26 protein-coding genes are annotated in these 25,422 nt (G+C 73.6%); 9 read left to right on the top strand and 17 right to left on the bottom strand.

Annotated elements, in window-relative coordinates; all coding sequences use genetic code 11:
• Positions 1-28 precede the first annotated feature (28 nt).
• Together E4622_RS02085 and E4622_RS02080 are read left to right on the top strand one after the other, a co-directional pair.
• Positions 29-1,147 (top strand): ionic transporter y4hA, encoded by a 1,119-nt coding sequence (locus E4622_RS02085; protein WP_134738432.1) that lies wholly within the window; start codon positions 29-31, stop codon positions 1,145-1,147.
• Complete coding sequence (locus E4622_RS02080; RefSeq protein ID WP_134738431.1) at positions 1,144-2,007, top strand: hypothetical protein; 864 nt, start codon at positions 1,144-1,146, stop codon at positions 2,005-2,007. Before E4622_RS02085 ends, E4622_RS02080 begins: the two co-directional genes overlap by 4 nt.
• On the opposite strand, the gene E4622_RS02075 is transcribed toward E4622_RS02080, so the two are convergent.
• From E4622_RS02075 to E4622_RS02010, 14 genes are all read right to left on the bottom strand, one after another.
• The gene (locus E4622_RS02075; RefSeq protein WP_134738430.1) at positions 2,000-3,670 is read right to left on the bottom strand and encodes a copper resistance protein CopC; all 1,671 of its coding nucleotides are present in this window, start codon (positions 3,668-3,670) and stop codon (positions 2,000-2,002) included. The genes E4622_RS02080 and E4622_RS02075 overlap by 8 nt on opposite strands.
• Positions 3,667-4,401, bottom strand: a complete 735-nt coding sequence (locus E4622_RS02070; RefSeq protein ID WP_134738429.1) for a YcnI family protein — start codon at positions 4,399-4,401, stop codon at positions 3,667-3,669. Before E4622_RS02070 ends, E4622_RS02075 begins: the two co-directional genes overlap by 4 nt.
• A gap of 63 nt (positions 4,402-4,464) precedes the next feature.
• A complete protein-coding gene (locus tag E4622_RS02065; RefSeq protein WP_134738428.1) occupies positions 4,465-5,022 on the bottom strand; it encodes a cell division protein FtsQ in 558 nt (185 codons plus the stop codon).
• Positions 5,023-5,040: 18 nt separating this feature from the next.
• The gene (gene rodA, locus E4622_RS02060; RefSeq protein WP_134738427.1) at positions 5,041-6,222 is read right to left on the bottom strand and encodes a rod shape-determining protein RodA; all 1,182 of its coding nucleotides are present in this window, start codon (positions 6,220-6,222) and stop codon (positions 5,041-5,043) included.
• Entirely contained in the window at positions 6,219-8,354 is a 2,136-nt protein-coding gene (gene mrdA / locus E4622_RS02055) for a penicillin-binding protein 2 (RefSeq protein WP_245155842.1), read from the bottom strand. Before mrdA ends, rodA begins: the two co-directional genes overlap by 4 nt.
• A complete protein-coding gene (gene mreD, locus E4622_RS02050; protein ID WP_134738426.1) occupies positions 8,351-8,863 on the bottom strand; it encodes a rod shape-determining protein MreD in 513 nt (170 codons plus the stop codon). The genes mrdA and mreD overlap by 4 nt, the downstream gene beginning before the upstream one ends.
• Complete coding sequence (gene mreC / locus E4622_RS02045) at positions 8,860-9,789, bottom strand: rod shape-determining protein MreC (protein ID WP_134738425.1); 930 nt, start codon at positions 9,787-9,789, stop codon at positions 8,860-8,862. Before mreC ends, mreD begins: the two co-directional genes overlap by 4 nt.
• Positions 9,786-10,814, bottom strand: a complete 1,029-nt coding sequence (locus E4622_RS02040) for a rod shape-determining protein (protein WP_167735948.1) — start codon at positions 10,812-10,814, stop codon at positions 9,786-9,788. The genes mreC and E4622_RS02040 overlap by 4 nt, the downstream gene beginning before the upstream one ends.
• Before the next feature lie 153 nt (positions 10,815-10,967).
• Complete coding sequence (locus tag E4622_RS02035) at positions 10,968-11,507, bottom strand: hypothetical protein (protein ID WP_134738424.1); 540 nt, start codon at positions 11,505-11,507, stop codon at positions 10,968-10,970.
• Complete coding sequence (locus tag E4622_RS02030; protein ID WP_134738423.1) at positions 11,504-13,270, bottom strand: alpha/beta hydrolase; 1,767 nt, start codon at positions 13,268-13,270, stop codon at positions 11,504-11,506. The genes E4622_RS02035 and E4622_RS02030 overlap by 4 nt, the downstream gene beginning before the upstream one ends.
• Entirely contained in the window at positions 13,267-13,566 is a 300-nt protein-coding gene (locus tag E4622_RS02025; RefSeq protein ID WP_134738422.1) for a hypothetical protein, read from the bottom strand. Before E4622_RS02025 ends, E4622_RS02030 begins: the two co-directional genes overlap by 4 nt.
• A complete protein-coding gene (locus E4622_RS02020) occupies positions 13,566-14,093 on the bottom strand; it encodes a hypothetical protein (protein ID WP_134738421.1) in 528 nt (175 codons plus the stop codon). The genes E4622_RS02025 and E4622_RS02020 overlap by 1 nt, the downstream gene beginning before the upstream one ends.
• 76 nt (positions 14,094-14,169) lie before the next feature.
• Complete coding sequence (gene ndk / locus E4622_RS02015) at positions 14,170-14,583, bottom strand: nucleoside-diphosphate kinase (protein WP_134738420.1); 414 nt, start codon at positions 14,581-14,583, stop codon at positions 14,170-14,172.
• 18 nt (positions 14,584-14,601) lie between these two features.
• Entirely contained in the window at positions 14,602-15,279 is a 678-nt protein-coding gene (locus E4622_RS02010) for a pyridoxamine 5'-phosphate oxidase family protein (RefSeq protein WP_134738419.1), read from the bottom strand.
• 68 nt (positions 15,280-15,347) lie between these two features.
• Here E4622_RS02010 and E4622_RS02005 point away from each other — a divergent pair, with 68 nt between their 5' ends.
• The 3 genes from E4622_RS02005 (at position 15,348) to E4622_RS02000 (ending at position 17,244) form a co-directional block, all read left to right on the top strand.
• Positions 15,348-16,676, top strand: coding sequence for a PLP-dependent aminotransferase family protein (locus E4622_RS02005; RefSeq protein WP_134738418.1), 1,329 nt, complete (start codon positions 15,348-15,350; stop codon positions 16,674-16,676).
• Between the two features lie 17 nt (positions 16,677-16,693).
• The gene (locus tag E4622_RS22605; protein ID WP_167735947.1) at positions 16,694-16,834 is read left to right on the top strand and encodes a hypothetical protein; all 141 of its coding nucleotides are present in this window, start codon (positions 16,694-16,696) and stop codon (positions 16,832-16,834) included.
• Positions 16,835-17,052: 218 nt separating this feature from the next.
• Entirely contained in the window at positions 17,053-17,244 is a 192-nt protein-coding gene (locus E4622_RS02000; RefSeq protein ID WP_245155841.1) for a sigma factor-like helix-turn-helix DNA-binding protein, read from the top strand.
• Between the two features lie 8 nt (positions 17,245-17,252).
• Here E4622_RS02000 and E4622_RS01995 read toward each other — a convergent pair whose 3' ends face one another.
• Positions 17,253-17,639 carry a DUF4233 domain-containing protein gene (locus E4622_RS01995; RefSeq protein ID WP_245155840.1) on the bottom strand — a complete coding sequence of 129 codons (387 nt, stop codon included), beginning with the start codon at positions 17,637-17,639 and terminating at the stop codon, positions 17,253-17,255.
• Positions 17,636-19,033 (bottom strand): folylpolyglutamate synthase/dihydrofolate synthase family protein, encoded by a 1,398-nt coding sequence (locus tag E4622_RS01990; protein WP_134738416.1) that lies wholly within the window; start codon positions 19,031-19,033, stop codon positions 17,636-17,638. Before E4622_RS01990 ends, E4622_RS01995 begins: the two co-directional genes overlap by 4 nt.
• 67 nt (positions 19,034-19,100) lie before the next feature.
• On the opposite strand from E4622_RS01990, the gene E4622_RS01985 reads away from it, so the two are divergent.
• From E4622_RS01985 to E4622_RS01975, 3 genes are read left to right on the top strand one after another with little or no spacing between them, the layout of a single operon-like run.
• Positions 19,101-20,210: an NAD(P)-dependent alcohol dehydrogenase gene (locus E4622_RS01985; protein ID WP_134738415.1), complete on the top strand. Its 1,110-nt coding sequence runs from the start codon at positions 19,101-19,103 to the stop codon at positions 20,208-20,210.
• A gap of 48 nt (positions 20,211-20,258) precedes the next feature.
• Entirely contained in the window at positions 20,259-20,792 is a 534-nt protein-coding gene (locus tag E4622_RS01980) for a SigE family RNA polymerase sigma factor (RefSeq protein WP_245155839.1), read from the top strand.
• Positions 20,789-21,850: a hypothetical protein gene (locus tag E4622_RS01975; protein ID WP_134738414.1), complete on the top strand. Its 1,062-nt coding sequence runs from the start codon at positions 20,789-20,791 to the stop codon at positions 21,848-21,850. Before E4622_RS01980 ends, E4622_RS01975 begins: the two co-directional genes overlap by 4 nt.
• Here the strand turns inward: E4622_RS01975 and E4622_RS01970 are convergent.
• Positions 21,847-22,734 carry a GNAT family N-acetyltransferase gene (locus E4622_RS01970; RefSeq protein ID WP_134738413.1) on the bottom strand — a complete coding sequence of 296 codons (888 nt, stop codon included), beginning with the start codon at positions 22,732-22,734 and terminating at the stop codon, positions 21,847-21,849. The genes E4622_RS01975 and E4622_RS01970 overlap by 4 nt on opposite strands.
• A 74-nt stretch (positions 22,735-22,808) precedes the next feature.
• Here E4622_RS01970 and valS point away from each other — a divergent pair, with 74 nt between their 5' ends.
• Positions 22,809-25,421 (top strand): valine--tRNA ligase, encoded by a 2,613-nt coding sequence (valS, locus tag E4622_RS01965; RefSeq protein ID WP_134738412.1) that lies wholly within the window; start codon positions 22,809-22,811, stop codon positions 25,419-25,421.
• Position 25,422: the final 1 nt, after the last annotated feature.

The raw sequence follows: 25,422 nt of genomic DNA, 5'->3' as shown, positions 1-25,422 counted from the left end.
GCGACGGGGCGATCCGTAGGGTTGAGGCATGACAGCGACCATCCGCGGCCGCTTCCAGTGGACCGTCGCCCTGCCCGTCGTGGCCCTCCTCCTGCTGGCCGCCACCTGGGCCAACCACGAGTCCTGGCCGGTCCTGGTGCTGGTCGCCGCGGCCCTGGTGGCCTCGGTCGTCTGCGCCGTCCACCACGCCGAGGTGGTGGCCCACAAGGTCGGGGAGCCGTTCGGATCGCTGATCCTGGCCGTGGCGGTCACGGTCATCGAGGTGGGCCTGATCGTGATGCTGATGACCAGCGGCGGCGAGGGCACCAGCACCTACGCCCGCGACACCGTCTTCGCGGCCATCATGATCACCGTCAACGGCATCCTCGGCATCTCGCTGCTCGTCGGCGCCGCCAAGCACCACCTGGTGAGCTTCAACGCGACCGGCACGGGCTCGGCGCTGTCCACGGTCGTGGCGCTGGCCGCGGTGTGCCTGGTCCTGCCGAGCTTCACCACGTCGGGCAAGGGCCGGGAGTACTCCGTCTCGCAGCTGGCCTTCGCGGCGGTCGCGTCCCTCGCGCTCTACGCCGCCTTCGTCTTCACCCAGACCGTCCGCCACCGCGACTTCTTCCTGCCGGTGAGCAGCGACGACCAGGGCAGGGCCACCGGCCTGCTCGACGAGGACGACGACGGCCACGCCGACCCGCCGAGCGGCCGGGAGGCCGGCCTCAGCGCCGCCCTGCTGGTGACCTCACTGGTCGCGGTCGTCGGGCTGGCCAAGCTGCTCTCGCCGAGCATCGAGGACGGCGTCGAGAGCCTCGGCTTCCCGTACGCCGTCGTGGGTGTCGTCATCGCCCTGCTGGTCCTGGCGCCCGAGTCGATCGCAGCGGTGCGCAACGCGGCCCGCGACCGGGTCCAGACCAGCCTCAACCTCGCCCTCGGCTCGGCGATGGCCTCCATCGGCCTGACCATCCCGACGATCGCCGTGGCGATGATCTGGGTGGACGGCCCCCTCGTGCTCGGCCTCGAGCCGACCCAGATGGTGCTACTCGCGATCACCGTGGCGGTCGCCACCCTGACCGTGGTGCAGGGACGCGCCAAGGCGCTCCAGGGCTTCGTGCACCTGGTGCTGCTGGCGACGTTCCTGTTCCTCTCGATGCAGCCATGAGCCGCCGCCTGGCTGCCGGGCTGCTGCTCGCGGGCGTGGTGCTCGCCGGGTGCAGCGACGAGCCGCCGGTCGACTCCGACCGGGTCGTGCTGAGCCCCGCCGAGGAGGGCACGGGCCACACCCACTCCGGCGGCGCGGGCGCGCTGCCCATCGGCACCGGGACCACCCCGCAGGCCGGTGGCTACCGCCTCGAGCTGGTCGGCGACCTGCCGCGGCCGGGCCGGCCCGGCGACGTCTCGTTCCGCGTCCTGGACCGCGCCGGCCGTGCGGTCACGACGTACACGCCGGAGCAGACCAAGGAGCTGCACATGTACGTCGTGCGCTCCGACCTCGCGGAGTTCCGGCACCTGCACCCCACCATGGCCGCCGACGGCACCTGGACCGGGCGCGTCGCGCTGGCCACGCCCGGGTCCTACCGGGTCGTCGTCGAGTTCACTCCCGGGGACGACCCGGAGGCCCGTCACGTGGTGCTGGGCGCGACGCAGCTGGTCCCGGGCGAGTGGGCGCCGGTGGCCGTGGCTGACACCCCGGCCGCCGACGACGGCCTCGTGAGGGTGGAGGCCCCGGAGCAGCTGAAGGCGGGTCCCGACCAGCGGATGGTCCTGACCGTGTCCGACGCCGACGGCGAGCGGGTCTCGCTGGGCAGCTACCTCGGCACGTTCGCCCACCTGACCGGCTTCCAGGTGGAGACCGGGCGGTTCGTGCACGTGCACCCCTACGGCGCCGCGGAGCCGACCGAGGACGGCGACGAGCTGACGTTCCACACGGAGTTCCGCGAGCCCGGCCTCTACCGGTTCTTCCTGCAGGTGCGGGTGGACGGCTTCCTGCACCAGGTGCCGTTCACCGCGACCGTCAGCTGACCTCGACCGTCAGCGTGGTGACCGGGTTGTCGAACTCGTCCTCGCGCAGGCTTACCTGCACCTCCCACGTCCCCGACGAGGGGAACACCACGTCGGCGACGTAGGTCCCCGAGGCCGTGGGCACCACGGGCACCTGCCCGAGGTCGACGCCGTCGGTGCGGACCGCGACCTCGGGGGCGTCGATCCCGTCGAGGGGCTCGCCGGCCAGGTCCTGCAGCTGGAGGGTCAGGGTGTTCTGCCCGCGGGTGGCGGGGTCCAGGGTGGCCAGCACCTTGGCCTCGCCGAGCGAGCCCGTGACCACGCGGCTGGGAGCCGGGGCGGCGGCGCTCGTCTCCTCGCGCGGTGACTGGTTGACCAGGAAGCCGGTGACCAGGAGCAGGGTGACCAGGAGACCGGCCTCGGCGAGCACGGTCGTGCGCACCTCGCGGGCCAGCGCGAGCGCGTGCTGGTGGCCGGGCGAGGAGCGCACGTGCGGGAGCAGGCGGAAGCGGTTGTAGGCGGCCAGGAGCAGGACGAGGGCGACGATGCCGACCTTCACCAGCAGCAGCTGTCCGTAGCGGGTGTCGACGAGCCCGCCCCAGGAGCCCAGGATGCGCCAGGCCATGAGGGAGCCGGTGGCGGCGACCAGGACGAGCACGCCGGCGGCGACGGTCGAGAACCTCGAGACCAGCGCCGCCACCTCGCGCGGCCGGGCGGCCAGCGCGGGCAGCGCGAGCGCGACCCCCGCCAGGCCACCGAGCCAGACGGCGCCGGCGCTGAGGTGCACGACGTCGGTCACGACCAGCAGCGGCACCGGCTCGAACGCGCGGGTGTGACCGACGACGGCCGGCGACCAGACCGCCACGGCGGCGCCGGCCGTGGCGGCGACGCGTTCCCGAGGCCCCGGGCTCGCCCCGCGGAGGACCGCCAGCGCGACACCGAGACCGACCACCTGCAGGAGCAGGACCAGCACGTCGTCGCCCACCAGGTCCAGGTCGACCGCCTCGCGGCTCAGGCTGTCGCCGAAGGGCAGCCCCTGCTGGTAGGCGCCGGCCAGCGGCACCGAGACCGCCGAGGCGAGCACCGTCAGGGCGGCTGCGGCCCGCAGCAGCGTGCGGACCGTGCGGTGCGGGCGGCTCGGCAGGCCGCCTCCGGCCAGCCAGCACAGGAACACCACGAGCCCGGCGGCGAGCAGCAGGCCGACGTACTGCACGGCCTGGGCGATGCCCAGGTCGCTCTTGACGCCCGCCTCGGAGGCCTCGGACAGGTCGGGAGGTACGACGGTCTCGCTGGGCGCCCCGATGGAGAACGTCAGCGAGCCGGTGATCGGGTGCCCGTCGGAGGAGACCACGCGCCACGTCACGACGTAGGTGCCGTCGGCCAGCTGGTCGGGCAGGTCGGTCGTGATCACCGCGTCGCGGGTGCTCGACTCGGACTCGACGTCCTCACCCGTCGCGTCGAAGACCTGCACGGCCTCGGCCGTGAGGGACACCGGCTCGTCGAAGGTGAAGGTCACGGCGTCGGGGGTCTCGGTGAGGACCTCGCCCTCCGTGGGGTCGCTGCTGACCAGGGTGGCGTGCGCCGAGGCGGGCGCCGCCCCGGCCAGCAGCGTGAGCGCGACCAGGAGCGCGACGAGGAGCGTGGTGGCTCCTCGTCGCGCCCCGAGGCGCGCCGGCGACGTCACGAGGTGCGGCGCCCCCGGGCCAGCGCGGCGCCGCCGACCAGGATGCCGAGCACGCCGGCGCCCAGGCCGGCGTAGGCGAGCCCGTCGGAGCCGCCGTCGTCGTCGCTGTCGGCGGCCGGCGAGGCCGCCTCGGCGCCGTCGGCCTCCGCGGCCGACTCCTCGGCGCCGGCCCCGTGCTCGTCACCGGTGGCCTCGGTGATGGTCACCGTGGGCGCGGGACGCTCCAGCTCCTCGGGGTCCTGGCCCTCGGCCGGGACCTCGACCCAGGCGCTCTCGCCGGTCTCGCAGGTCTGGATGATCGGGAACACCAGGGTCTCCCCCGGCGTGTCCGGCAGCTGGAGCGAGAGGTCGAAGGCGTCGCGGTAGCCGTCGAGGAGCGGGGTCTTGGCGGTGTAGACGACCGTCCCGACCCGCTCGGTGATCTCGTTGCCGTGCGCGTCCTTGACGGGCGTGTCGAGCTTCTCCACCGTCTTGGTGACGTCGTAGAGCGGGTTGCGCGTCGGGGTGACCGCGTTGATCTCCTCGGGCATCTGGATGGTGACCTTCGTGGTCGGCGAGCCCTCGCAGCCGTGCGGGTTGCTGACCGTGAGGATCGCGTAGGCGCCGGCGGCGGTGTCGCTGGGCGTGATCGTGACGTGGGCGGACGCGGAGCCGGCGAGGCCGAGCGTCAGCAGGGCGGCGGCCCCGAGGGGCGCGCCGAGGCGTGCGGCAGTGCGGAGGTGGTGCGACATGGTGGTCCTCTTCGTTCGTCTGGGTGGTCGGGCGTGGTCGAGCCGCCCGGCCGTCGACGACGGTCAGGCAGGCAGCGACAGCGCCGGAGGACCGCGACGCGGCGCGACCGCGAGCAGGGCACGCAGGAGGACGGCGCCCGCGGCGGACGGCGTGCCGACGGCGCGGCGGGTGGGGACCAGGGTCCGGACGAGGTCCGACCAGGCCAGCAGGACCTGGACGGCGCGGCGGCGTACGCGCCAGACGGCGGCGGTGAGCAGCGCGGCCGCGAGGTGCGCGAGCAGCATCGGCCCGGTGAGCTCGAGGTGGGCCGCGCCGGCGCCGGCGGTGTGCATGCCGGCGTGGGCGGCCATGTCGTGGCCGGGGGTCAGCGCCAGCCAGCAGTGCAGCAGCAGCTGAGCTCCCGCGAGGGCCGGGACGACCAGCCACAGCGGGGCGCGCCCGCGCAGTACGACCAGCCCGCCGCCCAGGACAAGCGCGGAGGCCGCCGCCACCCAGACCGGCGAGGGCAGCGCGCCGCCGGCCGCGGTGTGGGCGGCCACGGTGCCGAGCATGATCTCGACGGTGGCGAGCAGTGCGCGCAGGGCGAGGCCCGGACGGGGCACCACGCGCGCGGTCAGCATGGGCCCATCATGCCGGGGTCAGGACCGCACCAGCACCCGCGGGGTCGGCGTCATGCGCGCCGCGGGCGCGGACAGGGCGCGCAGGTGGATGTTCTGCAGCAGGCCGACCGCGAGCATGCCGGCGAACATCGAGCTGCCGCCGTAGGAGACGAACGGCAGCGGCACGCCGGTCACCGGCATGATCCCCAGGCACATGCCGATGTTCTGGAAGGCCTGGAAGCCGAACCAGCACGCGATCCCGGCCGCGGCGATGCGGCCGAACACGTCGTCGGTGCGCGAGGCGATGGCCAGCGCCCGCCACAGGATGATGCCGAGCAGGGCGATCAGGACGCCGGCGCCCACCAGCCCGAGCTCCTCGCCGGCGACCGTGAAGACGAAGTCGGTGTGCTGCTCGGGGACGAAGCCCGAGCGCGTCTGCGAGCCGTGGAAGAGCCCCTGCCCGAAGAGCCCGCCGTTGCCGATCGCGATGCGCGACTGCTCGACGTTGTAGCCGGCGCCGCGGGGGTCCAGGCCGGGGTTGGTGAAGGCCATGAAGCGGTCGATCTGGTAGTCCTTCAGGAAGCCGCCCAGCACCGCGGCGGCCCCCGCGGCCACGCCGCCCGCCGCGAGTAGCGCCAGCCAGCGGCGGCGTGCTCCCGAGGCGGCCAGGACGCCGAAGACGGTGGCCGAGAGGACCAGCATCGTGCCGAGGTCGGGCTGCAGCATGATCAGCGTCGCGGGGACGGCCGCGACCGCGAGCATGGTCAGGACGTCCACGCCACCGACGCGCCCGCGCCAGCGCCCCTCGGAGCGCTCCGCGACCACGAGGGCCATCCCGACCACGACGGCCAGCTTGGCGAACTCCGAGGGCTGGATGGACATCCCGCCGACCATCAGCCACGAGCGGGACCCGTTGACCGTGGTGCCCATGACCAGGACCAGGACCAGCCCGGCGACCGAGGCGACGTAGACGAGCGGGGCCAGGATGCGCACCCAGCGGTGGTCGGTGGTCATCACCACGACCATCAGCACGAAGCCGAGGGCGACGTTGACGACCTGCTTGGCGAGGTAGGCGCCCGAGTCGCCCGCGGTGAGGTCGTCGCGGGTGCTCGTCGCCGACCACACCAGGAGCGTGCCGAGCACGGTGAGGGCGAGTACGGCGGCGAGCAGCAGCCAGTCGACGCCGGGGATGCGGACGGGGCGGGACGAGGTGGTGGTCACTTGGCCTCCCGGGCCGGTGGCAGGATCGTGCCGTCACGACGGAAGGTCGGCAGCTCGGTCGGCGAGCGGGTGCCGGGGATCGCCGCGTCGGCGGGCCGCACCTCCTCGCCGGTGATGCCGTAGAGGCCCTCCCAGATCGCGCGGATGGCCGGGCCCGAGGTGCCCGAGCCGGTGCCGCCCTGGCTGACCATCATCACCACGACGTAGTCGTCGGAGTAGGACGCGACCCACGAGGTCGACTGCTTGCCGTAGACCTCCGCAGAACCGGTCTTGGAGCGGATCTGCACCTCGTCGAGCGGGAAGCCGCCCATGCGCCAGGCCATGGAGCCCTGCCGGGTGACGCCCTTGAGCGCCTCGTCGATGTAGCCGAACACGCCGGGCGGCACGTCGACCTGGCCGACCTTCTTGGGCTTGATCCTGCGGATCACGTGGCCGTCGGAGCCGACGATCGCCTTGCCGATGCGCGGGGCGTAGAGGGTGCCGCCGTTGGCCACGGCGGCGTAGCCGCGGGCCAGCTGGAGCGGCGTGACGATGGTGTCGCCCTGCCCGATGGCGAAGTTGACGGCGTCACCGGCGCGGTAGGCGAAGCCCTCGACGCAGAACTCCTTCGCGAAGAGGTAGACGAAGTCGCTGGTGTCGGCGTCCTTCGGCTTGTCGGCGATGCCGCAGTAGTAGTCCTTCTGCGACTCGAAGTAGGCGCGCTTCCACTTGCGGTCGGCGATGCGGCCGGAGGCCTCCCCCGGCAGGTCCACGCCGGTCTCGCGGCCGAAGCCGAACTTCTTCGCCGCGACCACGAGCGGGTCGCGGGCGTTGATGTCGGCGACGTCGGAGCCGTAGCGCTGCCAGAAGTCCAGGCCGACGCGGTAGAAGAAGGTGTTGCAGGAGACCTCGAGGGCCTTGGCGAAGCTGATGTAGCCGTAGGCGCCGGACTCGTAGTTCTTGAAGTCACGGTTGCCCACGCGCAGCGACGAGGAGCAGTTGAGCGAGGTGTCCTCGCCGTAGCCGTTGGTGAGCGCGCCGGCGGTCATGAACGGCTTCCAGGTCGAGCCGGGCGCGAACTGGCCCTGGGTGGCGCGGCCGAGCAGCGGCGTGCCGGCCTTCTGGGAGTAGAGGCGCGCGAGCTGCTTCTTGGTGATGCCGTCGACCCACACCCCGGGGTCGTACGTCGGCTGGCTGGCCATGGCGACGACCCGGCCGGTGTCGGCCTCGAGGACCACCGCGGCGCCGGAGTCGGCGACGTAGTTCTTGCCGGTGACGGTGTCGAGCTCGCTGCGCGCGGTGGTGATCGCGCCGGCCAGCTGCTCCTCGACGATCCCCTGCACCTTCGCGTCGATGGACGTGACCAGCGTGTCGCCGGGCTGGCTCTCGACCTCGCCGTCGTCACCCAGGACCCGGCCCATCGAGTCGACGGCCACGCTGCGGTAGCCGGGCATGCCGCGCAGCCACCGGTCGTACTGCTTCTCGACGCCCGCGCGACCGACCTCGGAGGCGCCGTTGACCGACCGGTCGCCGCCGTCCTGCGCGGCGTCGTACTCCTCCTCGGTGATCGGGCTGAGGTAGCCGAGCACGTGGGCGGCGTTGATGCCGAACGGCTGGGGGTAGGAGCGCACGGTCTGCTGGTCGACCAGCACCGCCGGGAAGTCCTCGGGCTGCTCGAGGATGCGCAGCGCGACGTTCTGCTTCACGTCGCGGGCGACCGGGACCGGCTGGAAGGGCGAGCCGTTCCAGCAGACGCCGACGACGCTGCCCTCGTCACCGCAGGTGGCGAGCCGGCGCTCGATGCGCTGGGGACGCTCGCCGACGGTGCGGCCGAGGCGCTTGACGAGCTTGGTGCGGACGCTGTCGGTCATCTTGTCGAGCACCGAGCGGTCCAGCGAGACGACCCAGGACGTGCGGTTGGAGACGAGCGGGCGGCCCTGGGCGTCGACGATGAGGCCGCGCTCGGGCTGCACGACGATCTCGCGCACGGACTGCGCGGCGGCCTGGGCGTGGTACTCGTCACCGCTGACCACCTGGAGGTAGTAGAGGCGCACGAAGAGCGTCGCGAACAGCGAGAGGACCAGCGCCTGCAGCACGATCATCCGCAGCCGGCTCTTGTGGGCGACGTGGTGGGAGGGCGGGGCCGCGGTCACTGGACCGCCCGCTCGGGCTCGATGCGGTGGAACATCGTCATCACCAGCGGCAGCACGAACGGCGTGAGCACGACGTCCCACACCACCGAGACGAGCACGACCTGGAGCAGGTCCGGGATGGTGAGCGGCGGGTCGCGCAGGACCAGGCCGCTGAGCGCGAAGAGCGACGTCCCGAGGAAGGACGACGCGGCGACGGTGGCGAGCACCGTGGTGGCGGTGGGCCGCCCGTGCTGGGCGACCCGGCCGGCGACGTACCCGACGAGGACGAAGGCCAGGGCCCAGCGCCCGGCGACGTGGTCGGCGGGCGGGGCCAGGTCGAGGAGCACGCCCGCGGCGAAGCCGAGCACCATCGCGAACTGGGCGCCGCGCACGACGGCCGCACCCACGACCACGAGGAGGACCAGGTTGGGGACCACGCCCTGCCAGGCGACGTAGGGGAACACCGAGACCTGCAGGACCAGGGCGACGGAGACCGCGAGGGCGGCGAGGAGGGCGCGCAGCGGGTTCACTGGAGGCTCCCGTCCGCCTCGATCACCGCGCGGTCGCTCTCGGTGCCGGACGGGACGACGACCCCGACGAGGTCGAGGGCGCCGAAGTCGACGAACGGGTCGATCACCGCGCGCTGGGAGCCGTCGCGCACGTTGGCGAAGACCTTGGAGATGCTGCCGACCGGGACGCCCGAGACGTACGGCGCGCCGCTCTCGCTTCCCCACGTGACCACGGAGTCGCCGCGGGCCGGCACGACCGACTGGTCGATGAGCTCGAGGTCCAGGCGGCCCTCGTCGCCCAGGACGCCGCGACCGTGGAGCATCCCGATCTCCATGCTGTCGCCCACGCGGCCGCCGACGACGGAGTCGGCGTCGATGACGAGCAGGACGGTCGCGGTCGTGCGGGTCACGCGCAGGACCCGGCCGACGAGGCCGTCGTTGTTGACGACCGTCATGTCGGGGCTCAGTCCGGAGCTGGCGCCGGCGTCGATCGTGACCGTGCTGGAGAACGACTGGGACGGGCCCATGCCCACGACGCGGGCCGGGACCAGGGCGTAGCCGAGGGTGCCGGCGGCCGCGGTGAGGCCGTCGTACTCGGCGAGCTTGTTGCGGTCGTAGCCGGAGGTGTTGACCGAGCTGCGCAGCGCGGCGTTCTCGGCCTCGAGCTCGTCGATCTCGTCGCGCATGTCGCCGCGGCTGCGGAACCACTCGGGGATCGCGACGAACGGGCGCACGGCACCCGCGGCGCCGACCTCGACGGGCCCGTAGACCTCGCCCATCGCGCGGCGCGCGCCGTCGACCGGGGAGCTGTCGCCGGTCGAGCGGTCGAGGGTCATCAGGGTGGCGCAGGCCAGGACGAGGGCGACGACCAGCGCCCGCGGCGGCTGGCCGCTGCTGCCGACGTCGGTGCGCCAGCGGCGCTCGCGGCCGAGGTCGGGGCGCCTCACGGCCGCCTCCGGTCGGAGACCAGCACCTGGCGCAGGGCCTCGAACTCCTCCACGCAGCGGCCGGCGCCGAGCGCGACCGAGAGCAGCGGCTCGTCGGCCACGTGGACCGGCATCCCGGTCTCGTGGCGCAGGCGCTCGTCGAGGCCGCGCAGCAGGGCTCCCCCACCGGTGAGCACGATCCCGCGGTCCATGATGTCGCCGGCGAGCTCGGGCGGGGTCTGGTCCAGGGTGGCGCGGACCGCGTCGACGATCGCGTGCAGCGGCTCCTCGAGGGCCTGGCGGATCTCCACCGCGGAGACGACGACGGTGCGGGGCAGCCCGGTGACCAGGTCGCGGCCGCGGATCTCGGCCTCGGGCTCCTTCGCCGACGGGAACGCCGAGCCGAGGGTCATCTTGACCTCCTCGGCGGTGCGCTCCCCCAGCATCAGGGAGTGCTCCTTCTTCATCCAGGTCACGATCGCCTGGTCGAGCTCGTCGCCGGCGGTGCGGATGCTCAGGGAGGTGACGATGCCGCCGAGCGAGATGACGGCGACCTCGGTCGTGCCCCCGCCGACGTCGACGACCATGTTGCCGGTGGGCTGGTGCACGGGCAGCCCGGCGCCGATGGCGGCGGCCATGGGCTCCTCGACGATGTAGACGCGGCGGGCGCCGGCCTGGTAGCCGGCCTCCTTGACCGCGCGCTGCTCCACGGGCGTGATGCCGCTCGGGACGCAGATGACCATCCGGGGCTTGGCGAAGTAGCGGCGCTTGTGCACGCGCTGGATGAAGAAGCGCAGCATCTGCTCGGTGGCGTCGAAGTCGGCGATGACGCCGTCCTTGAGGGGCCGGATCGCGGTGATGTCGTCGGGGGTGCGCCCGATCATCCGCTTGGCCTCGTGGCCGACCGCCAGGATCTCGCCGGTGGTGTCGTTGACGGCGACGACGCTGGGCTCGTCGAGCATGACGCCCTTGCGGCGCACGTAGACGAGGGTGTTCGCCGTGCCGAGATCCACCGCCATGTCGCGGCCGATGAAGCTGTTCGCCATGCCAAAGCCTCGCAGCTCGGTTGCGTGCGCCCGGGGAAGAGGACGGCGCGCACGCCTCGCCGTACCCGACAGCGAGCGTAGGTTTCCCACGGCCCGGAACGGCGCAGGCACGCCGAGACGGGTGAGACGCGTGTTGCGGGTGTGACGAGCCGCTCAGAGGTACGGCGTGGGGTCCTGGCGGCGCAGCCACGTGTCGCGGTCGCTTTCAGGCACCTCGACGCACGGGCCCTGGAGGTTGACCAGGACGTAGTCGCCGTTGCCCGGGAGCTCGGAGAACGCCGCGCTCACGCCGTCGCGCTCGGCCTGCAGGGTCTGCCCGCCCGGACGCTCGCGCAGGGCCGGCTCGTCGAACCCGGCCGCGGTCAGCACCGGCCCCAGCGCGTCGAGGTAGGGGCGGACGGCCCCGGGACCCACGTCGACCCGGCCGCTGGCGCGGTAGCGGAAGGAGCCGAACTCGTCGACGCCCGCCGACGCGCAGCCGTCGAAGCCGCCGCCGGTGTGCGAGGACCGGCCGCCCAGGGCGCCGATCGCGCCGGTCACGAGCTCGGCGGCCGCGGCCCTGACGTCCTCACGCTGCTGCTCCAGGGCCGCGTTCGCCGTGGGACTACTGTCCGGGTCGTCCACGCCGTCGCCTCCTGCCCCGCAGCCGCTGAGCACGGCCGCCACGAGGACCCAGCCTGCCATCACCCTCACGGCGTGAGGCTGCTCGTCGTCGGGCTGGTGGGCTCGCGGTCGTACTCGGGATCCTCGACCGGCCCCAGGAACGGGTCGTGGAGGTGCTCGGCCTCCTGGACGGCGTCGTAGTCGCCGTTGACGATGTGGCTGATGTTGGCCAGCGACTCGGTGTCGTGGTCGAAGTACTTGGAGTGGTCGCCGAAGGAGTAGGCGCCGCCCCGGGTCGTCGACTCCGCCTGGAACCGGTGGGCGCCGAAGTCGTCCTCGGCGGGGTCGTCGCCCAGCCCGGCCCCGAAGACGGTCTCGCCGTGGACCCAGCCGTGGTTGCCGAGGTCCGCGATGGGGTCGCGGCTGTTGGAGCCGGCCCAGACGTGGTCGGGGTCGACGCCGGTGTCGCTGGCGTGGTCGGTGTCGCCACCCACGCCGGGGCTCCCGACGAAGACGACGTCGTCGACGCCGAGCCCGTGATCATGGGCGCCGTGGCCGGTCGTCGTGGAGCCGTAGCTGTGCCCGATCGCGGTGAGGTGGGCCGGGTCGTCCTCGCGGCTCGCGCGCAGGCCGTCGATGGTGTCGGCGAGCCGCTCGCCGCCGGCGGCGGCCATCGACTCGGTGACGACCCCCGCGCCGTCGTAGCCCTCGTCCCACGGGGCGTTGTCGGGAGCGTCGTAGCCGATCCAGAACAGCGAGGCGTTGGTGGCGCTCGGGTCGAGCACGCGTGTCGACTCGTAGAGCGTGGCCGCCCGGTCGGCCTGGTAGGGGGCGCTCTCCCCGTCGGTGCCGAAGCCGGGCACGACGACCGCGACGTTGTCGGCGGTGTCGAGGTCGCCCGCGGAGATCGCGACCGCACCGTCGCCGTCGAAGGCGGCGGGGTCGTAGATGTAGATCTGGGCCACGATCGGCTCACCGGTGACCGGGTCGTGGCGGCCCTCGATCTCGCGCCGGGCCTCGTCGGCGGCCAGGGCGTTGTCGTAGCAGGTGCGCTCGTCGTCGGTGAGCACCCCGGCGTCCTCGGTGTGGGCGTAGTCGGCGAGGTCGCGGCCGAGGGCCACCGTGTTGGCGGCGTGACGGGCGGAGGCCGGGATGCCGTCGAGGTTGCCGATGGCGCCCGGCGCGGCCGCGATGACGGCGCGCCGCTGCGCGGCCGTGAGAGCGGCCCACCAGGCGTGGACCTCGGCCGGGGAGGCCCCGGCGCCGGGCTTGTCGCGCAGGGGCCCGTCGGCCGGGTCGGCGACGCCGCCGTAGATCCGGTCGACGTCGTCGGCGCCGAGCACCCGGGTGAACGCCTGGCTCATCTCCGACTCCTCGGTCGCCAGGTCGCTCACCCAGGTGTCGAGGTCGGTCTCGTAGGCCTGCACCTGGCCCGCCACCCGGTCGCAGTCGGCCTGGAGCTCGGCGGCCCCCTCCTCGGTGGTGGTGGCCACCTCGGCGCGCAGGTGGGCCACCTGCTGGGCGAGGTGCTGCTGGCGGTCCTCCAGCGCCGTACGGCGGTCGAGGAGGCGCTGCATCTCGGCGGAGTGCTCCTCCACGCGGTGGGCGACGCCGCGCAGGGCCAGCGACATGGCGTCGGCGCGACGCCCGGTGGGGGCGATCGCCTGGTGGTAGGCCGTGGCGGCCTCGCCGGTCCAGTCGTCGACGCGCGCCCGGCCGGCGACGAAGGTCCCGAGGTCGTCGACCTGGGCGGAGGCCGCCAGCAGGTCGGCGCCGCAGGCGCTGATCGCGGCGGGGTCGCAGGTGAGCGCGGGCGCCACCCGCGGCAGCGGCGGGAGCTGGATCGTGGTCATCGCACCTCCTGCGTGTAGGTGAGCAGCGCGACCAGGTCGCCGCGGGTGGCCTCGTCGCTGGTGACGTAGTCGGCGATCGTCGTGCGCAGGCCGTCGGCCCGCTGCTCCGAGACGGTGCCGAGGCCCTCCGCGTGGCGCTGCCACTGCGCGAGGAAGCGGGTGGCGGCCCCCCGGACGTGGGTGGTGAAGCCGCTGGTGTCGGCGTCCGCGATCTGGGTGGCGGCGGCGTCGAGGTCGAGGTGCTGCTCGTCCCAGGCACGGGACGCCTCGCCGACGCTGACGGGCACGACCTCCATCACCGACCACCCCGCGTCGCGCAGGTCAGCTCGCGCGCCCGCTCCGGGCCGACGGCGAGCGACCCGGACCAGACCTGGAAGAGCAGCGCGCCGGCGCCTTCGACGTAGGAGGCCGTGACGACGAGGTCGTCGAGGTGGGCCTCGACCCGCTCCACCGCGCCCGGCGGTCGGGTGACCTCCCACCCGTGGGTCTCGAGCTCGTGACGCAGGGCGACCAGCACGTGGAAGCCGTCGTCGCGGCGCGTCGCGACCCGGGCGGCGGCACGCACGGCGCCCGGACCGTCGCCGAAGGCGAGACGCGTCTCGGGGACGACGTCGCTGTCGCGCGCGGTCGAGGCCCACAGCTGCCGGGCGAGGGTGGCGACCCGGGCGAGCGTCGCGCGCGGGAGGTCCTCGTCGACGACCTGGTCGGGCCCGGGTGGAGGTGGCTCGGGGGGCAGCAGCACGACGTCGACGTCGGGATGACGCCGGCGCACGGCGTCGACGAACGGGTCACCGGTGGGGTCGGGCACGGGATGCAGCTCCATGCCGGGAGGCTGCCCCCGGCCATGGCGGCGGAAACCGGCGGCTTCCGGCCTGTGGATGACCGGCGCCCCCTGAGGGTCAGAGCCCCGGGAACCAGATCGCGATCTCGCGCTCGGCCGACTCCGCGGAGTCCGAGCCGTGCACGAGGTTCTCGCGGTTGGAGAGCGAGAGGTCGCCGCGGATCGTGCCGGGCGCGGCCGCGCGGCCGTCGGTGGCGCCGTTGAGCGCGCGCACCACCTCGATGGCGGAGTCGCCCTCGAGCACGAGCGCCACCAGCGGACCGCTCGTGACGAAGTCGCGCAGCGGCGGGTAGAAGTCGCGCTCGACGTGCTCGGCGTAGTGCTCGTCGGCCTTCGCGCCGTCGATCTGGCGGTGCTCGAGGGCGACGATGCGCAGGCCCTTGGCCTCGAAGCGGGAGAGCACCTCCCCCACCAGCCCGCGGCGGACGGTGTCGGGCTTGAGCAGGACGAGGGTGCGAGACGTCTCGGTCATGCGGCAGACCCTAGCCAGTCACGCGAGCGCCTCGGCACGCCGGACCACGTCGGCGGGCACCGGGTCGGCCACCGACTCCGGCGACGGCACCGGCGCACCCGCCACCCGGCGCACCGGGATCACGCCGCCCCACACCCCCGCCTCGACGTCCTCGGGGTCGTCGACGGGGCCCTCGGCGCGCACCTTGAGCGACGCCTCGTGCAGGGGTACGGCGAGCACCGAGGTGGCCGCCACCTCCTTGCGCGTGTGCGGACGCAGGGTGGCCGCTCGTCCGGGCACCATGTGGTCGACGGTCAGCGTGAGGGCGTGGGCCTTCTCGTCGGGGTCGGTGACGATGCGGGCGCGGCCGATCACCACCGCCGAGCGGTAGTTCATCGAGTGGTGGAAGGCCGAGCGGGCGGCGACGAGGCCGTCGACCTCGGTCACGGTCACGCAGACCGTGCTGCCCTCGGAGCTCGTCAGCCAACGGGCCGCCACGGAGCCGTGGATGTAGAGGGTGCCGTCCTCGTCGGGCCCGTCCAGGTCCACCGCGTAGGCCACCGGCAGCACGACCGGGTGCTCGCCCACGTCGACCCCCACGTGCGCGACGAGCCCGTCGGCCAGGAGCGCGTGCAGCTCGGCGCGGTCGGACACCGCGCGGTTGCGGCCGCGGTTGACCGACGTACGGGAGGAGGGCGAGAGCGGTGCGGTCGTCATGGCTCTAGTCTGGAGCCGCAATGGCCCGCCGTCAGGGGCCACTTCGGGACGATCCGGACAGGACACTCGTGGACACGTTGGTGGTGGAGCTCGACCGGGCCGGCGGCGTCCCGCTGGGCGCGCAGCTGAGCATCCAGGTACGCCGCCTGGTCACCGGCGGCCTGCTGGCGCCCGGCGAGCGGCTGCCCAGCAGCCGGGCCCTGGCACGCGAGCTCGGCGTCGCACGGTCGGTGACCGAGCACGCCTACGGCCAGCTGGTCGCCGAGGGCTGGCTGGAGGGCCGGGCCGGGTCGGGCACCTTCGTCGCGGTCAGCGGTCCGGTCGCCGCTCCCCCGCGCCCGCAGCGGGCGCCGGCCCGGGCCGGTCGGGAGCTGCTGCGGCTCGACGCCGGCACGCCCTGGATCGACCCGCGCCACCGCCCCGCGTGGCGCCGGGCCTGGCGCGAGGCGGGCGCGGCGACGCCACCGCGGGGCTACGACGACCCGCGCGGCCTGCCCGAGCTGCGGGCGGCGCTGGCGGCCCGCCTGGCGCGCAGCCGCGGTCTCGACGTCGACCCCGACGACGTCCTGGTCACCAGCGGCACCACCGACGGCCTCCGGCACCTGCTGACCGCGCTGCCGCCCGGCGACCTGGCGATGGAGGACCCCGGCTACCGCGCGGCCGTGGAGACGGTGCGCGCCACGGGCCGGCGCGTCGTCGACGTACCGGCCCTCGCGCTGCCGCGCGCCGACCTGGGGGCGGTCGTCGCCGCCTACGTCACCCCCGCGCACCAGCACCCCCTCGGACCGGTCATGTCCGGGCGGGACCGGCTGGCGCTGCTCGAGGCGGCGCGGGTCGCCGGGGCGGTCGTCATCGAGGACGACTACGACTCGGAGTTCCGCTACGACGTGGCTCCGATCCCCGCCCTGGCCAGCCTTGATCGCGACCGGGTCGCCTACCTCGGCACCGCCAGCAAGTCGGTGGCCCCCAGCCTCCGGCTCGGCTGGCTCGTGGCCCCGGCGCCGCTGCGTGAGCGCGTCGAGCGGCACCGCGACCGCACCCACGACGCCGTGTCCTGGCCCGTGCAGCGCGCCTACCTGTCGCTCCTGCGCGACGGCTACGTCGACCGGGTCGTCCGCTCCGCCCGGCGCACCTACGCCGAGCGCGCCGAGCGCGTGGCGGGCGCCCTCGCGCCGTACGTCGACGGGCCGGTGGCCGGCATGTACGCGACCGTCGTGCTGCCCCGCGCGCTCGCCGAGTCGGCGCAGCAGGCCGCGCGCCGCGCCGGCTTCGACGTGCCGCTGCTCAGTGACTACTGCCGCACCGCGGAGCTCCACGGCCTGATCGTCGGGTTCGGCGGCTGCACGGACGCCGAGCTGGACACCGCCCTCGCCGTTCTCGCCCGCGCTCTCGCCTGAGCACCTAGCCTCTCGGCATGCGCACCGAGACCGAGCACGAGCTGGACCCCCTGCTTCCGCACCTCTCGGAGATCCTGATGGGTGTGCTCTCGCTCGGTCTGCTCGTGGCCTTCCTCGTCGTCCTCGCGGTGGTCCTCCGCCACGTGATGCGCCACTAGGGTCCTGGCCCCCTCCCTTCCGCCCGCTCGACCCGTCTAGTCAGCGACGCACGAGGAGGCGGAGATGCAGACCCTGCACGAACGGCTGGCCGAGCTGGCCGAGCTGAGCGACCGGAGACCCGACCCGGGCACCGCCACGGCGGCCGCGGCACGCGGACGCGCCTACCGCGATCATCCCCGCCGAGCGCGCGACGTGGTCCGGCAGGAAGGACGGACTGGTGGGCGTCTCCGCGACCAGCGGCGCCTACCGCTTCCTCGACCTGCTGCGTTACTTCGACGACCTCACCGAGCGCGAGACCGCCCAGCTGCTCGGCATCTCCGTCGGGACCGTCAAGTCGCACGCCCGCGAGGCGCTGGTGAGGCTCCGGGGCGTCCTCCGCCTCGAGGAGGCGCCGCCGCCCACCGTGTGACGCCAGGGTCAGGCGTCGCCCTCGGCGGCGAGCTCGGCGTCGAGGGCGGCGTACGCCGCGGCGCGCTCGCGCTCGATCTTGCGGCCCAGGAAGTCGGCCGAGCCCCACAGGAGGGCGAAGATCGCGCCGAGCACGAACATCAGCGGGACCAGGAACCCCAGCCCGACGGCCGCGGCCTGGATGAGCCACCCCAGGCCGTAGGCCCACGGGCTGCGCAGCATCCCGGCGACGAGCAGGCAGGCCACCATCAGGCCCAGGCCGACGACCAGCGCGGTCGAGACCGCCACGTCGGCCACGGCGATCATCACCGGGGTGGTGAGGCCGAGGGTGATCGCCTCGAGGCTCAGCACCGCGGCGCACATGCCGCGGCGCGGGGACCGGGTGCGCTCGCTCACGACCGCCGCCTCACCAGGGTCCGGGCCTCGCCGACGGTCACCACGGAGCCGGTCACCAGCACCGCGCCGGAGCCGATGGAGTCGCCGGACGACTCGCCGTTCTCCGCGAGGCCGGCGGCCCGGTCGATCGCGTCGGCCAGTCGCGGCTCCACGGTCACGCGGTCCTCGCCGAAGATCTCGATCGCCTCGAGGGCCAGCTGCTCGGCGGGCAGCGAGCGGGGGGTGGAGTTCTGCGTGCAGACGATGTGGGCGAAGTGCGGCTCGAACGCCGACAGCAGGCCGGTGTGGTCCTTGTCGGACATGACCCCCACGACCCCGATCAGCGGCGAGAACGCGAAGGAGTCGTCGAGCGCGTCCGCGACCGCCTCGGCGCCTGCGGGGTTGTGGGCGGCGTCCAGCACGATCGTGGGGCTCCGGCGGACGATCTCCAGCCGGCCCGGGGAGGTCACCTCCGCGAACGCCGCCGCGACCAGCTCGGCGTCGAGCTCCTGGTCACCGGCGAACGCCTCGACGGCGGCCAGTGCGACCGCGGCGTTCTGCGCCTGGTGGGCGCCGTAGAGGGGCAGGAAGACGTCGTCGTAGCGGGCGCGCAGGCCCTGGAAGGACACGACCTGTCCGCCGACGGCGGGCACCCGTGAGATCACGCCGAACTCCATGCCCTCGCGCACGACGGTCGCCCCGACCTCGACGGCGCGCTCGAGCAGCACCTGCGCCGCCTCGGGCGTCTGCTGGGCGAGCACGGCCAGCGAGCCGGGCTTGATGATGCCGGCCTTCTCGGCGGCGATGTCGACGACGGTGTCGCCGAGGTACTGCGCATGGTCCACCGCGACGGGCAGCACCACGGCCACGGTGGCGTCGGCGACGTTGGTGGCGTCCCACGAGCCGCCCATGCCCACCTCGACGACCGCCACGTCGACCGGCGCGTCGGCGAAGGCCGCGAAGGCCATGCCGACCACGGTCTCGAAGAACGACAGCGGGTGCGCCTCGGACTCGTCCACGAGGTGGGTGAAGGGCGCGACGTCGTTGAAGGCGCGGACGAACGCGTCGTCGTCCAGCGGCTCGCCGTCGACGCTGATGCGCTCGTTCATCCGCTCCACGTGCGGACTGGTGAAGCGCCCGGTGCGCAGGTCGAGCGCGCGCAGCAGGGTGTCGATCATCCGCGAGGTGCTGGTCTTGCCGTTGGTCCCGGTCAGGTGGATCACCGGGTAGGAGGCCTGCGGGTCGCCGAGCAGCTCGGCGAAGGCCCGGATCCGGTCCAGCGACGGCTCCAGCCGGGTCTCCGGCCAGCGCGAGAGCAGGGCGTCCTCCACCTCGGCGAAGGTCTCGGCCAGGCGGGGGGCGCCTGCGGTCTCGTCGGGCGTCTCGTCCGGGGTCACGTCGGGAGTCTCGGTCATCTCACCTGTGAGTCTAGGGATCGGCGTTCCTCGACCCCGGACTGGAACAGGTTCTAGTGTGCTCGTCATGAGAACCACGGTCGCCGTCGTCAACGCACCCGGGCAGGACTTCACCTTCGAGGAGGTGGACCTGGACGGGCCCCGCGCCGACGAGGTGCTGGTCCGGATCGTCGCCACCGGCCTGTGCCACACCGACATCACGATGCGCACGATGCTGCCCGCCGAGATGTTCCCGAACGTCTTCGGCCACGAGGGCGCCGGCGTCGTCGAGGAGGTAGGCGACGACGTCAGCGGGATCGAGGTCGGCGACCACGTCGTGCTCAGCCTGCGCTCGTGCCGCGCCTGCCCGCGCTGCGACGCCGGGCTCGTCGGCTACTGCGACTCGAGCCTGCTGCTCAACTACATGGGCATGCGCATGGACGGCTCCACCACCATGTCGCGCGACGGCTCGCCGGTGTTCGGCTCCTTCTTCGGGCAGTCCAGCTTCGCCCAGCACGCCCTCGTGTACGCCGACAACTGCGTCGTGGTCGACAAGAGCCTCGACCTGACGAAGGTCGCGCCCTACGGCTGCGGCTTCCAGACCGGCGCGGGTGCGGTGCTCAACGTCCTGAAGCCCCGCCCCGAGGACAGCCTCGTCGTCTACGGCGTGGGCGCGGTCGGCCTCGCCGCGATCGCGGCGGCGCAGGCCCAGGGGGTGGGCACGATCGTCGCGGTCGACCTGATGGCCAGCCGCCTCGAGGTCGCCGCGCGCTACGGCGCCGTCACGGTGAACCCCGCCGAGCTCGAGGTCAACGACCTCGGCACCCAGGTGGTCGAGAAGGTCAAGGAGCTGACCGGCGGCGGCGCGACCGGGGCCATCGACACGACCGCCGTACCGGAGGTCATCAAGCAGGCGGCGCAGGGCCTGGGGATCCGAGGTGAGCTGGTGATCCTCGGGCTGGGCGCGCCGGAGTTCCCGATCGACGCGATCGACATCATGCAGAACGGCAAGGTCGTGCGCGGCAGCGTCGAGGGCGACTCCGACCCGCTGGAGATGGTCCCGCGGCTGATCGCGCTGCACCAGGCGGGCAAGTTCGACGTGGACGACCTGCTCGTGAGCTACCCCTTCACCGAGATCAACCGCGCCATCGAGGACGTGGGTGCAGGCAGGGTCGTCAAGCCGGTCCTCGTCTGGTGACAACCATCGGCCGGCTCCGCCTCGTCGTGACGGGTGAAGGGGTGGCCCATGAGCGAGGCTCGGACGATGACAGCAGCACCGCCGACGGTGGCGGACTTCGAGGAGTTCGTCGCCGCCCGGTCCGCTTCGCTCTGGCGCAGCGCCTACCTGCTGACCGGTGACCCCCAACGGGCCGAGGACCTCCTCCAGACCGCCCTGGTGAAGGCGTGGCGTCGCTGGGACAGGATCGAGCGGCGCGAGGCCGTGGAGTCCTACGTGCGCGCCGCGATCGCCACGACCTACACCGACTGGTGGCGCCGCCGCTGGAACGGCGAGGTCTCCACCGGGACCCTCCCCGACCTCGCACCGCCCGGTGCCGATGAGGCCGACGAGGTGGAGGTACGACGCGACGTGCTCGCCGCGCTCGACCTGCTCCCGAGGGGACAGCGCGCCGTCGTCGTCCTGCGCTACTTCGACGACCTCACCGTCGAGCAGACCGCCGGCGCCCTCGGCATCGGCGTCGGCACGGTCAAGAGCCAGACCTCACGGGCGCTCGCCGCCCTGCGCACCTCTCCCCTGTTCGCCGAAGGAGACCCGTCATGACCGACCCCGACGCCCGGCTGCGCGACCTGCTCGAGCAGGCCGCACCCGGCTCCCCCGCGCTGGACCCCACCTCCCGCACCGCTGCCGTCGTACGGCGGGGGCGGGCGGCGCGGCGCCGCGACCGCGGGCTGCTCGCGGGGGCCACTGCCGTCGTGCTCGCCCTGGCGGTGGGCCTCCCCCTGGCCATGGACGGCGAGGACGGGGCCGAGGTCGCCACGCCCCCGGCCGCGACGACGGCCGCGTGTCCTTCCACGCCGATCGACGTCTCGAAGGGATCGCCCGACGCCGGCCTGGCCGACGTCGTCTCCGTGCGCAGCTGCCCCGTGCTGTCGCCCGCGGGGGGCGACCTGGCCGAGCCCGACCTGCCGACGACGCCGCTCACCGGAGACACCGCCCGCGACTTCGCCGCCGACGTGCTGGCCCTGCCGCAGCACGACGCTGCCGTCTGCGCGGCGGTCGACGAGCTGCCGCGCCCGTGGGCCCTGGTCGTCGGCCTCCCGGACGGCGGCACCGAGGTGATCGGCAGCACCCTGCGGACCTGCGGCGCCGTCGCGGTCGGTGGCGTCCAGCGCACCGGCCAGCAGGTCCTCGACGCTCTCACCGGCAACCTCGAGCGCCAGCAGTCGGGCGACCTCGAGCCGGGAGCGGACGGACCGACGTGCCCGGCCGGCGATCCGCTGGCCGAGGGCGCCGACACCTGGAACGCGTCGTTCGACATCGCCTCCGCGACGGCGGGGATGATCTGCTACGTCGCCGACCCGATGGGCAGCGTCGAGTACGCCGCGACGGAGGGCAAGCTGCACCTCGACACCCTCGCGACGATCCGCGACGACCTCGCCCGGCACCTGGTGCCGAGGACCCTCGGGACCGTCTGCGCCGACACCGGTCCGCAGCGGCTGCTGGTGCTCACCGACGACGAGGGCGACCGGGCGGCGTACGCCGACGACCGCTGCTCGGGGAGCTTCAGCAGCGCTCGTGGCCAATGGAAGCCGAGTGCGGAGTCCGAGGCCGCGATCGCCGAGGCGCTCGGCGGGGCGCTCGGCGGGGCGCTCGACTAGGAGATGCGCAGGTTGGCCATGTCGACCACCGGCCGGTAGCCCAGCTCCGCGTAGATCTTGTTCGAGGTGGGGTTGGCCTGGTCGGTGAACAGGCAGACCCGGGCGCCTCCGTCCAGCAGCCGCTGGGAGACGGCCGCGACGCCTGCGCTGGCGTAGCCGTGGCCGCGCGCCTCACGGGGCGTGTAGACCGGGCCGATCCGCGCGACGCCGAAGGCCGGCGGGTTGTGGGCGGTCAGGTGGAGGACCCGGCCGCTCTCGTCCTCCCAGAGCCAGACGAGCTCCTCCGCGATCCGTCGAGCGGCGTCGTCGGGCTCGATGCTCTCGACCATCGCCGACGTCGCCGTGCGCCCTGCCTGCTCGTCCGCCGCAGCGGAGAACGCGTTCCACCAGTCGACGACCAGGTCGGTGTCCTCGAGCCGGGCGGCACGGAGCCGGCCGGGAGGCGCCTCCGGGGCGGCGATCGCGGTGGCCTCCCACAGCCGCATGTGCTCGTGCACCTCGGCCCGCCGGCCGTGGAGGCGGGCCAGCTCGGCGGCGAAGTGCTCGGTCGCCGGCAGTGCGCCGTTGGCGGCCGCGACCTCCTCGCCGCGCTCGTGCAGCGCGCGTGCCAGGTCGCGGGCGGCCTGCTCGGGCATCGGCAGCAGGTAGAGCGGGTAGGGCCCGAACGGCGCCGTGCGCATCGCGGCGCCCACGACCTCGCCGGCCTCGCGCACGGCCAGCCACCAGTGCGGGTGGTCGGCCCGGGGCTCGCCACGGCGGTCCGCCGCAGCCACCCGCTGGGTCACCGTGGCGAGCACCGTGGTGACGACCGGGTCCGCGGCCAGCACCGGCTCGACGTCGGCGAGGAAGGCGGCGGGGTCGTTGTAGAACACGAGCTCGGGCATGGGCGCCACCCTCGCATCGCGACCGCCCGGCCACCACCGGTTAACCAGGTGAGGACCACCACTACGATTTGTGCATGACCGAGATCATCGACACCCCCGCCCCGGACACGACGCGCAGCGACAGCGGCGCCGTCGTCGTACCGGACAAGCCGGCGCTCGAGGGTCTCGAGGACACCTGGGCGGCGCGCTGGAAGGCCGACCAGACCTACGCGTTCGACCGCACCCAGCCGCGCGCGAACGTCTTCTCGATCGACACTCCCCCGCCGACCGTGAGCGGCAGCCTGCACGTCGGGCACGTCTTCTCCTACACCCACACCGACCTGATCGCCCGCTACCAGCGCATGCGCGGCAAGTCGGTGTTCTACCCGATGGGCTGGGACGACAACGGCCTGCCGACCGAGCGCCGCGTGCAGAACTACTTCGGCGTGCGCTGCGACCCCTCCCTGCCCTACGACGCCGAGTTCACGCCGCCGGAGAAGCCCGACCCCAAGCGCCAGGTCCCGATCAGCCGGCCCAACTTCGTCGAGCTGTGCGAGCGGCTGGTCGAGGAGGACGAGCAGGTCTTCGAGTCGCTGTGGCGCACGCTGGGTCTCTCCGTCGACTGGGCGCAGACCTACACGACGATCGGGCCGCGGGCCCAGAAGGTCAGCCAGACGGCGTTCCTGCGCAACTACGCGCGCGGCGAGGCCTACCTCCAGGAGGCGCCGACCCTCTGGGACGTCACCTTCCAGACCGCCGTGGCCCAGGCCGAGCTCGAGGCGCGCGACTACGCCGGCGCCTACCACCGCGTCACCTTCCACCGGCCCGACGGCGAGCCCGTCGCCATCGAGACCACGCGGCCCGAGCTGATCCCGAGCGTCGTGGCCCTGATCGCGCACCCCGACGACGAGCGCTACCAGTCGCTCTTCGGCACGACCGTCACCTCGCCGGTGTTCGGCGTGGAGGTCCCGGTCGTCGCGCACCCCGCCGCCGAGATGGACAAGGGCGCCGGCATCGCGATGTGCTGCACGTTCGGCGACCTCACCGACGTCACGTGGTGGCGCGAGCTGGACCTCCCGGTCCGCACCGTCATCGGCCGCGACGGCCGCTTCCTGCGGGAGACTCCCGAGTGGCTGGCGCACGAGCCGGCCGCGGCGGCGTACGCCGAGCTCGCCGGCAAGACCGTCTTCTCCGCCCGCGAGGCCGTGGTCGCCGCGCTGCGCGAGAGCGGCGACCTGGTCGGCGACCCGGTCCCCACCCAGCGCATGGCCAACTTCTACGAGAAGGGCGACAAGCCCCTCGAGATCGTGGCGACCCGGCAGTGGTACATCCGCAACGGCGGCCGTGACGCGGCGCTGCGCACCGAGATGATCGAGCGCGGCGGGGAGATCACCTGGCTGCCCGCCCACATGCGCCACCGCTACGACAACTGGGTCGGCGGTCTCAACGGCGACTGGCTGATCTCGCGCCAGCGCTTCTTCGGCATCCCGTTCCCGGTCTGGTACCCGCTCGACGACGAGGGCGAGCCCGACTACGCCCACCCCCTGATGCCGAGCGAGGCCGAGCTGCCGGTCGACCCGTCGACGCAGGCGCCCGGCGGCTACGCCGAGGACCAGCGGGGCCGGCCCGGTGGTTTCGTCGGCGACCCCGACGTCATGGACACCTGGGCGACCTCCTCGCTCACGCCGCACATCGCCGGCGGCTGGGAGTCCGACGACGACCTGTGGCAGCGCGTCTTCCCCATGGACCTGGCGACCCAGGCCCACGACATCATCCGCACCTGGCTCTTCTCGCGCGTCGTCCGCGCCCACTTCGAGAACGGCGTGGCCCCGTGGAGCCACGCGCTGATCTCGGGCTTCATCGTCGACCCCGACCGCAAGAAGATGTCGAAGTCCAAGGGCAACGTCGTCGTCCCGACCGAGATCCTGGACAAGTACGGCGCCGACGCCGTGCGCTGGCGGGCCGCGATCGCGCGCCCCGGCCTAGACTCGCCGTTCGACGAGACCCAGATGAAGGTCGGTCGCCGGCTGGCGATGAAGGTGCTCAACGTCTCCAAGTTCGTGCTGGCCAGCGTCGGCGCCAGCTCGGTCAACCCGGTCGAGGTGACCGAGGCGATCGACTGCGCCCTGCTCGCCCGTCTGGCCGGTGTCGTCACCAAGGCCAGCGACGCCTTCGAGGCCTTCGACTACACGACCGCCCTCGAGGCCAGCGAGAAGTTCTTCTGGGAGTTCTGCGACGACTACGTCGAGCTGGTCAAGGAGCGCGCCTACCGCGAGGACGGCGGCGCCCCGACCGACTCGGCCCGGGCCACGCTGGCGCTGGCGCTGCAGGTCCAGCTGCGCCTGCTCGCGCCGTTCCTGCCCTACGTCACCGAGGAGGTCTGGTCCTGGTGGCAGCCCGGCTCGGTGCACCGCAGCACCTGGCCGGCCGTCGCCGAGCTGGGCTCTGCCGCGGCCTACGACCCGGCCGCCGTCGACGCCGTCGCCGCCGCCCTGGTCGGCATCCGCGGCGCCAAGTCGCAGGCGAAGGTCTCCATGCGCGCGGAGCTGTCGCGCGTCGAGATCAGCGGTCCCGAGGCGCTCGTCCGCGGCGCCGAGCTGGCCGCCGCCGACCTGCGTGCGGTCGGCAAGATCACCGGCGACCTGGTCTTCACCCCCACCGACGACACCGAGCTCAAGGTCGCCGCGGAGCTGGCGCCCACCGAGTAGC

Source organism: Nocardioides sp. 503 (genome assembly GCF_004522095.1).
Classification (GTDB): Bacteria; Actinomycetota; Actinomycetes; order Propionibacteriales; family Nocardioidaceae; genus Nocardioides.
This window is presented reverse-complemented; position numbering and strand designations above follow the sequence as displayed.

Coding starts and splice junctions, on each gene's coding strand:
- E4622_RS02085 (WP_134738432.1), top strand. CDS start 29: ATGACAGCGACCATCCGCGGCCGCTTCCAGTGGACCGTCGCCCTGCCC.
- E4622_RS02080 (WP_134738431.1), top strand. CDS start 1,144: ATGAGCCGCCGCCTGGCTGCCGGGCTGCTGCTCGCGGGCGTGGTGCTC.
- E4622_RS02070 (WP_134738429.1), bottom strand. CDS start 4,401: ATGTCGCACCACCTCCGCACTGCCGCACGCCTCGGCGCGCCCCTCGGG.
- E4622_RS02065 (WP_134738428.1), bottom strand. CDS start 5,022: ATGCTGACCGCGCGCGTGGTGCCCCGTCCGGGCCTCGCCCTGCGCGCA.
- E4622_RS02040 (WP_167735948.1), bottom strand. CDS start 10,814: ATGGCGAACAGCTTCATCGGCCGCGACATGGCGGTGGATCTCGGCACG.
- E4622_RS02030 (WP_134738423.1), bottom strand. CDS start 13,270: ATGACCACGATCCAGCTCCCGCCGCTGCCGCGGGTGGCGCCCGCGCTC.
- E4622_RS02025 (WP_134738422.1), bottom strand. CDS start 13,566: ATGGAGGTCGTGCCCGTCAGCGTCGGCGAGGCGTCCCGTGCCTGGGAC.
- E4622_RS02020 (WP_134738421.1), bottom strand. CDS start 14,093: ATGGAGCTGCATCCCGTGCCCGACCCCACCGGTGACCCGTTCGTCGAC.
- ndk (WP_134738420.1), bottom strand. CDS start 14,583: ATGACCGAGACGTCTCGCACCCTCGTCCTGCTCAAGCCCGACACCGTC.
- E4622_RS02010 (WP_134738419.1), bottom strand. CDS start 15,279: ATGACGACCGCACCGCTCTCGCCCTCCTCCCGTACGTCGGTCAACCGC.
- E4622_RS22605 (WP_167735947.1), top strand. CDS start 16,694: ATGCGCACCGAGACCGAGCACGAGCTGGACCCCCTGCTTCCGCACCTC.
- E4622_RS01990 (WP_134738416.1), bottom strand. CDS start 19,033: ATGACCGAGACTCCCGACGTGACCCCGGACGAGACGCCCGACGAGACC.
- E4622_RS01985 (WP_134738415.1), top strand. CDS start 19,101: ATGAGAACCACGGTCGCCGTCGTCAACGCACCCGGGCAGGACTTCACC.
- E4622_RS01980 (WP_245155839.1), top strand. CDS start 20,259: ATGAGCGAGGCTCGGACGATGACAGCAGCACCGCCGACGGTGGCGGAC.
- E4622_RS01975 (WP_134738414.1), top strand. CDS start 20,789: ATGACCGACCCCGACGCCCGGCTGCGCGACCTGCTCGAGCAGGCCGCA.
- E4622_RS01970 (WP_134738413.1), bottom strand. CDS start 22,734: ATGCCCGAGCTCGTGTTCTACAACGACCCCGCCGCCTTCCTCGCCGAC.
- valS (WP_134738412.1), top strand. CDS start 22,809: ATGACCGAGATCATCGACACCCCCGCCCCGGACACGACGCGCAGCGAC.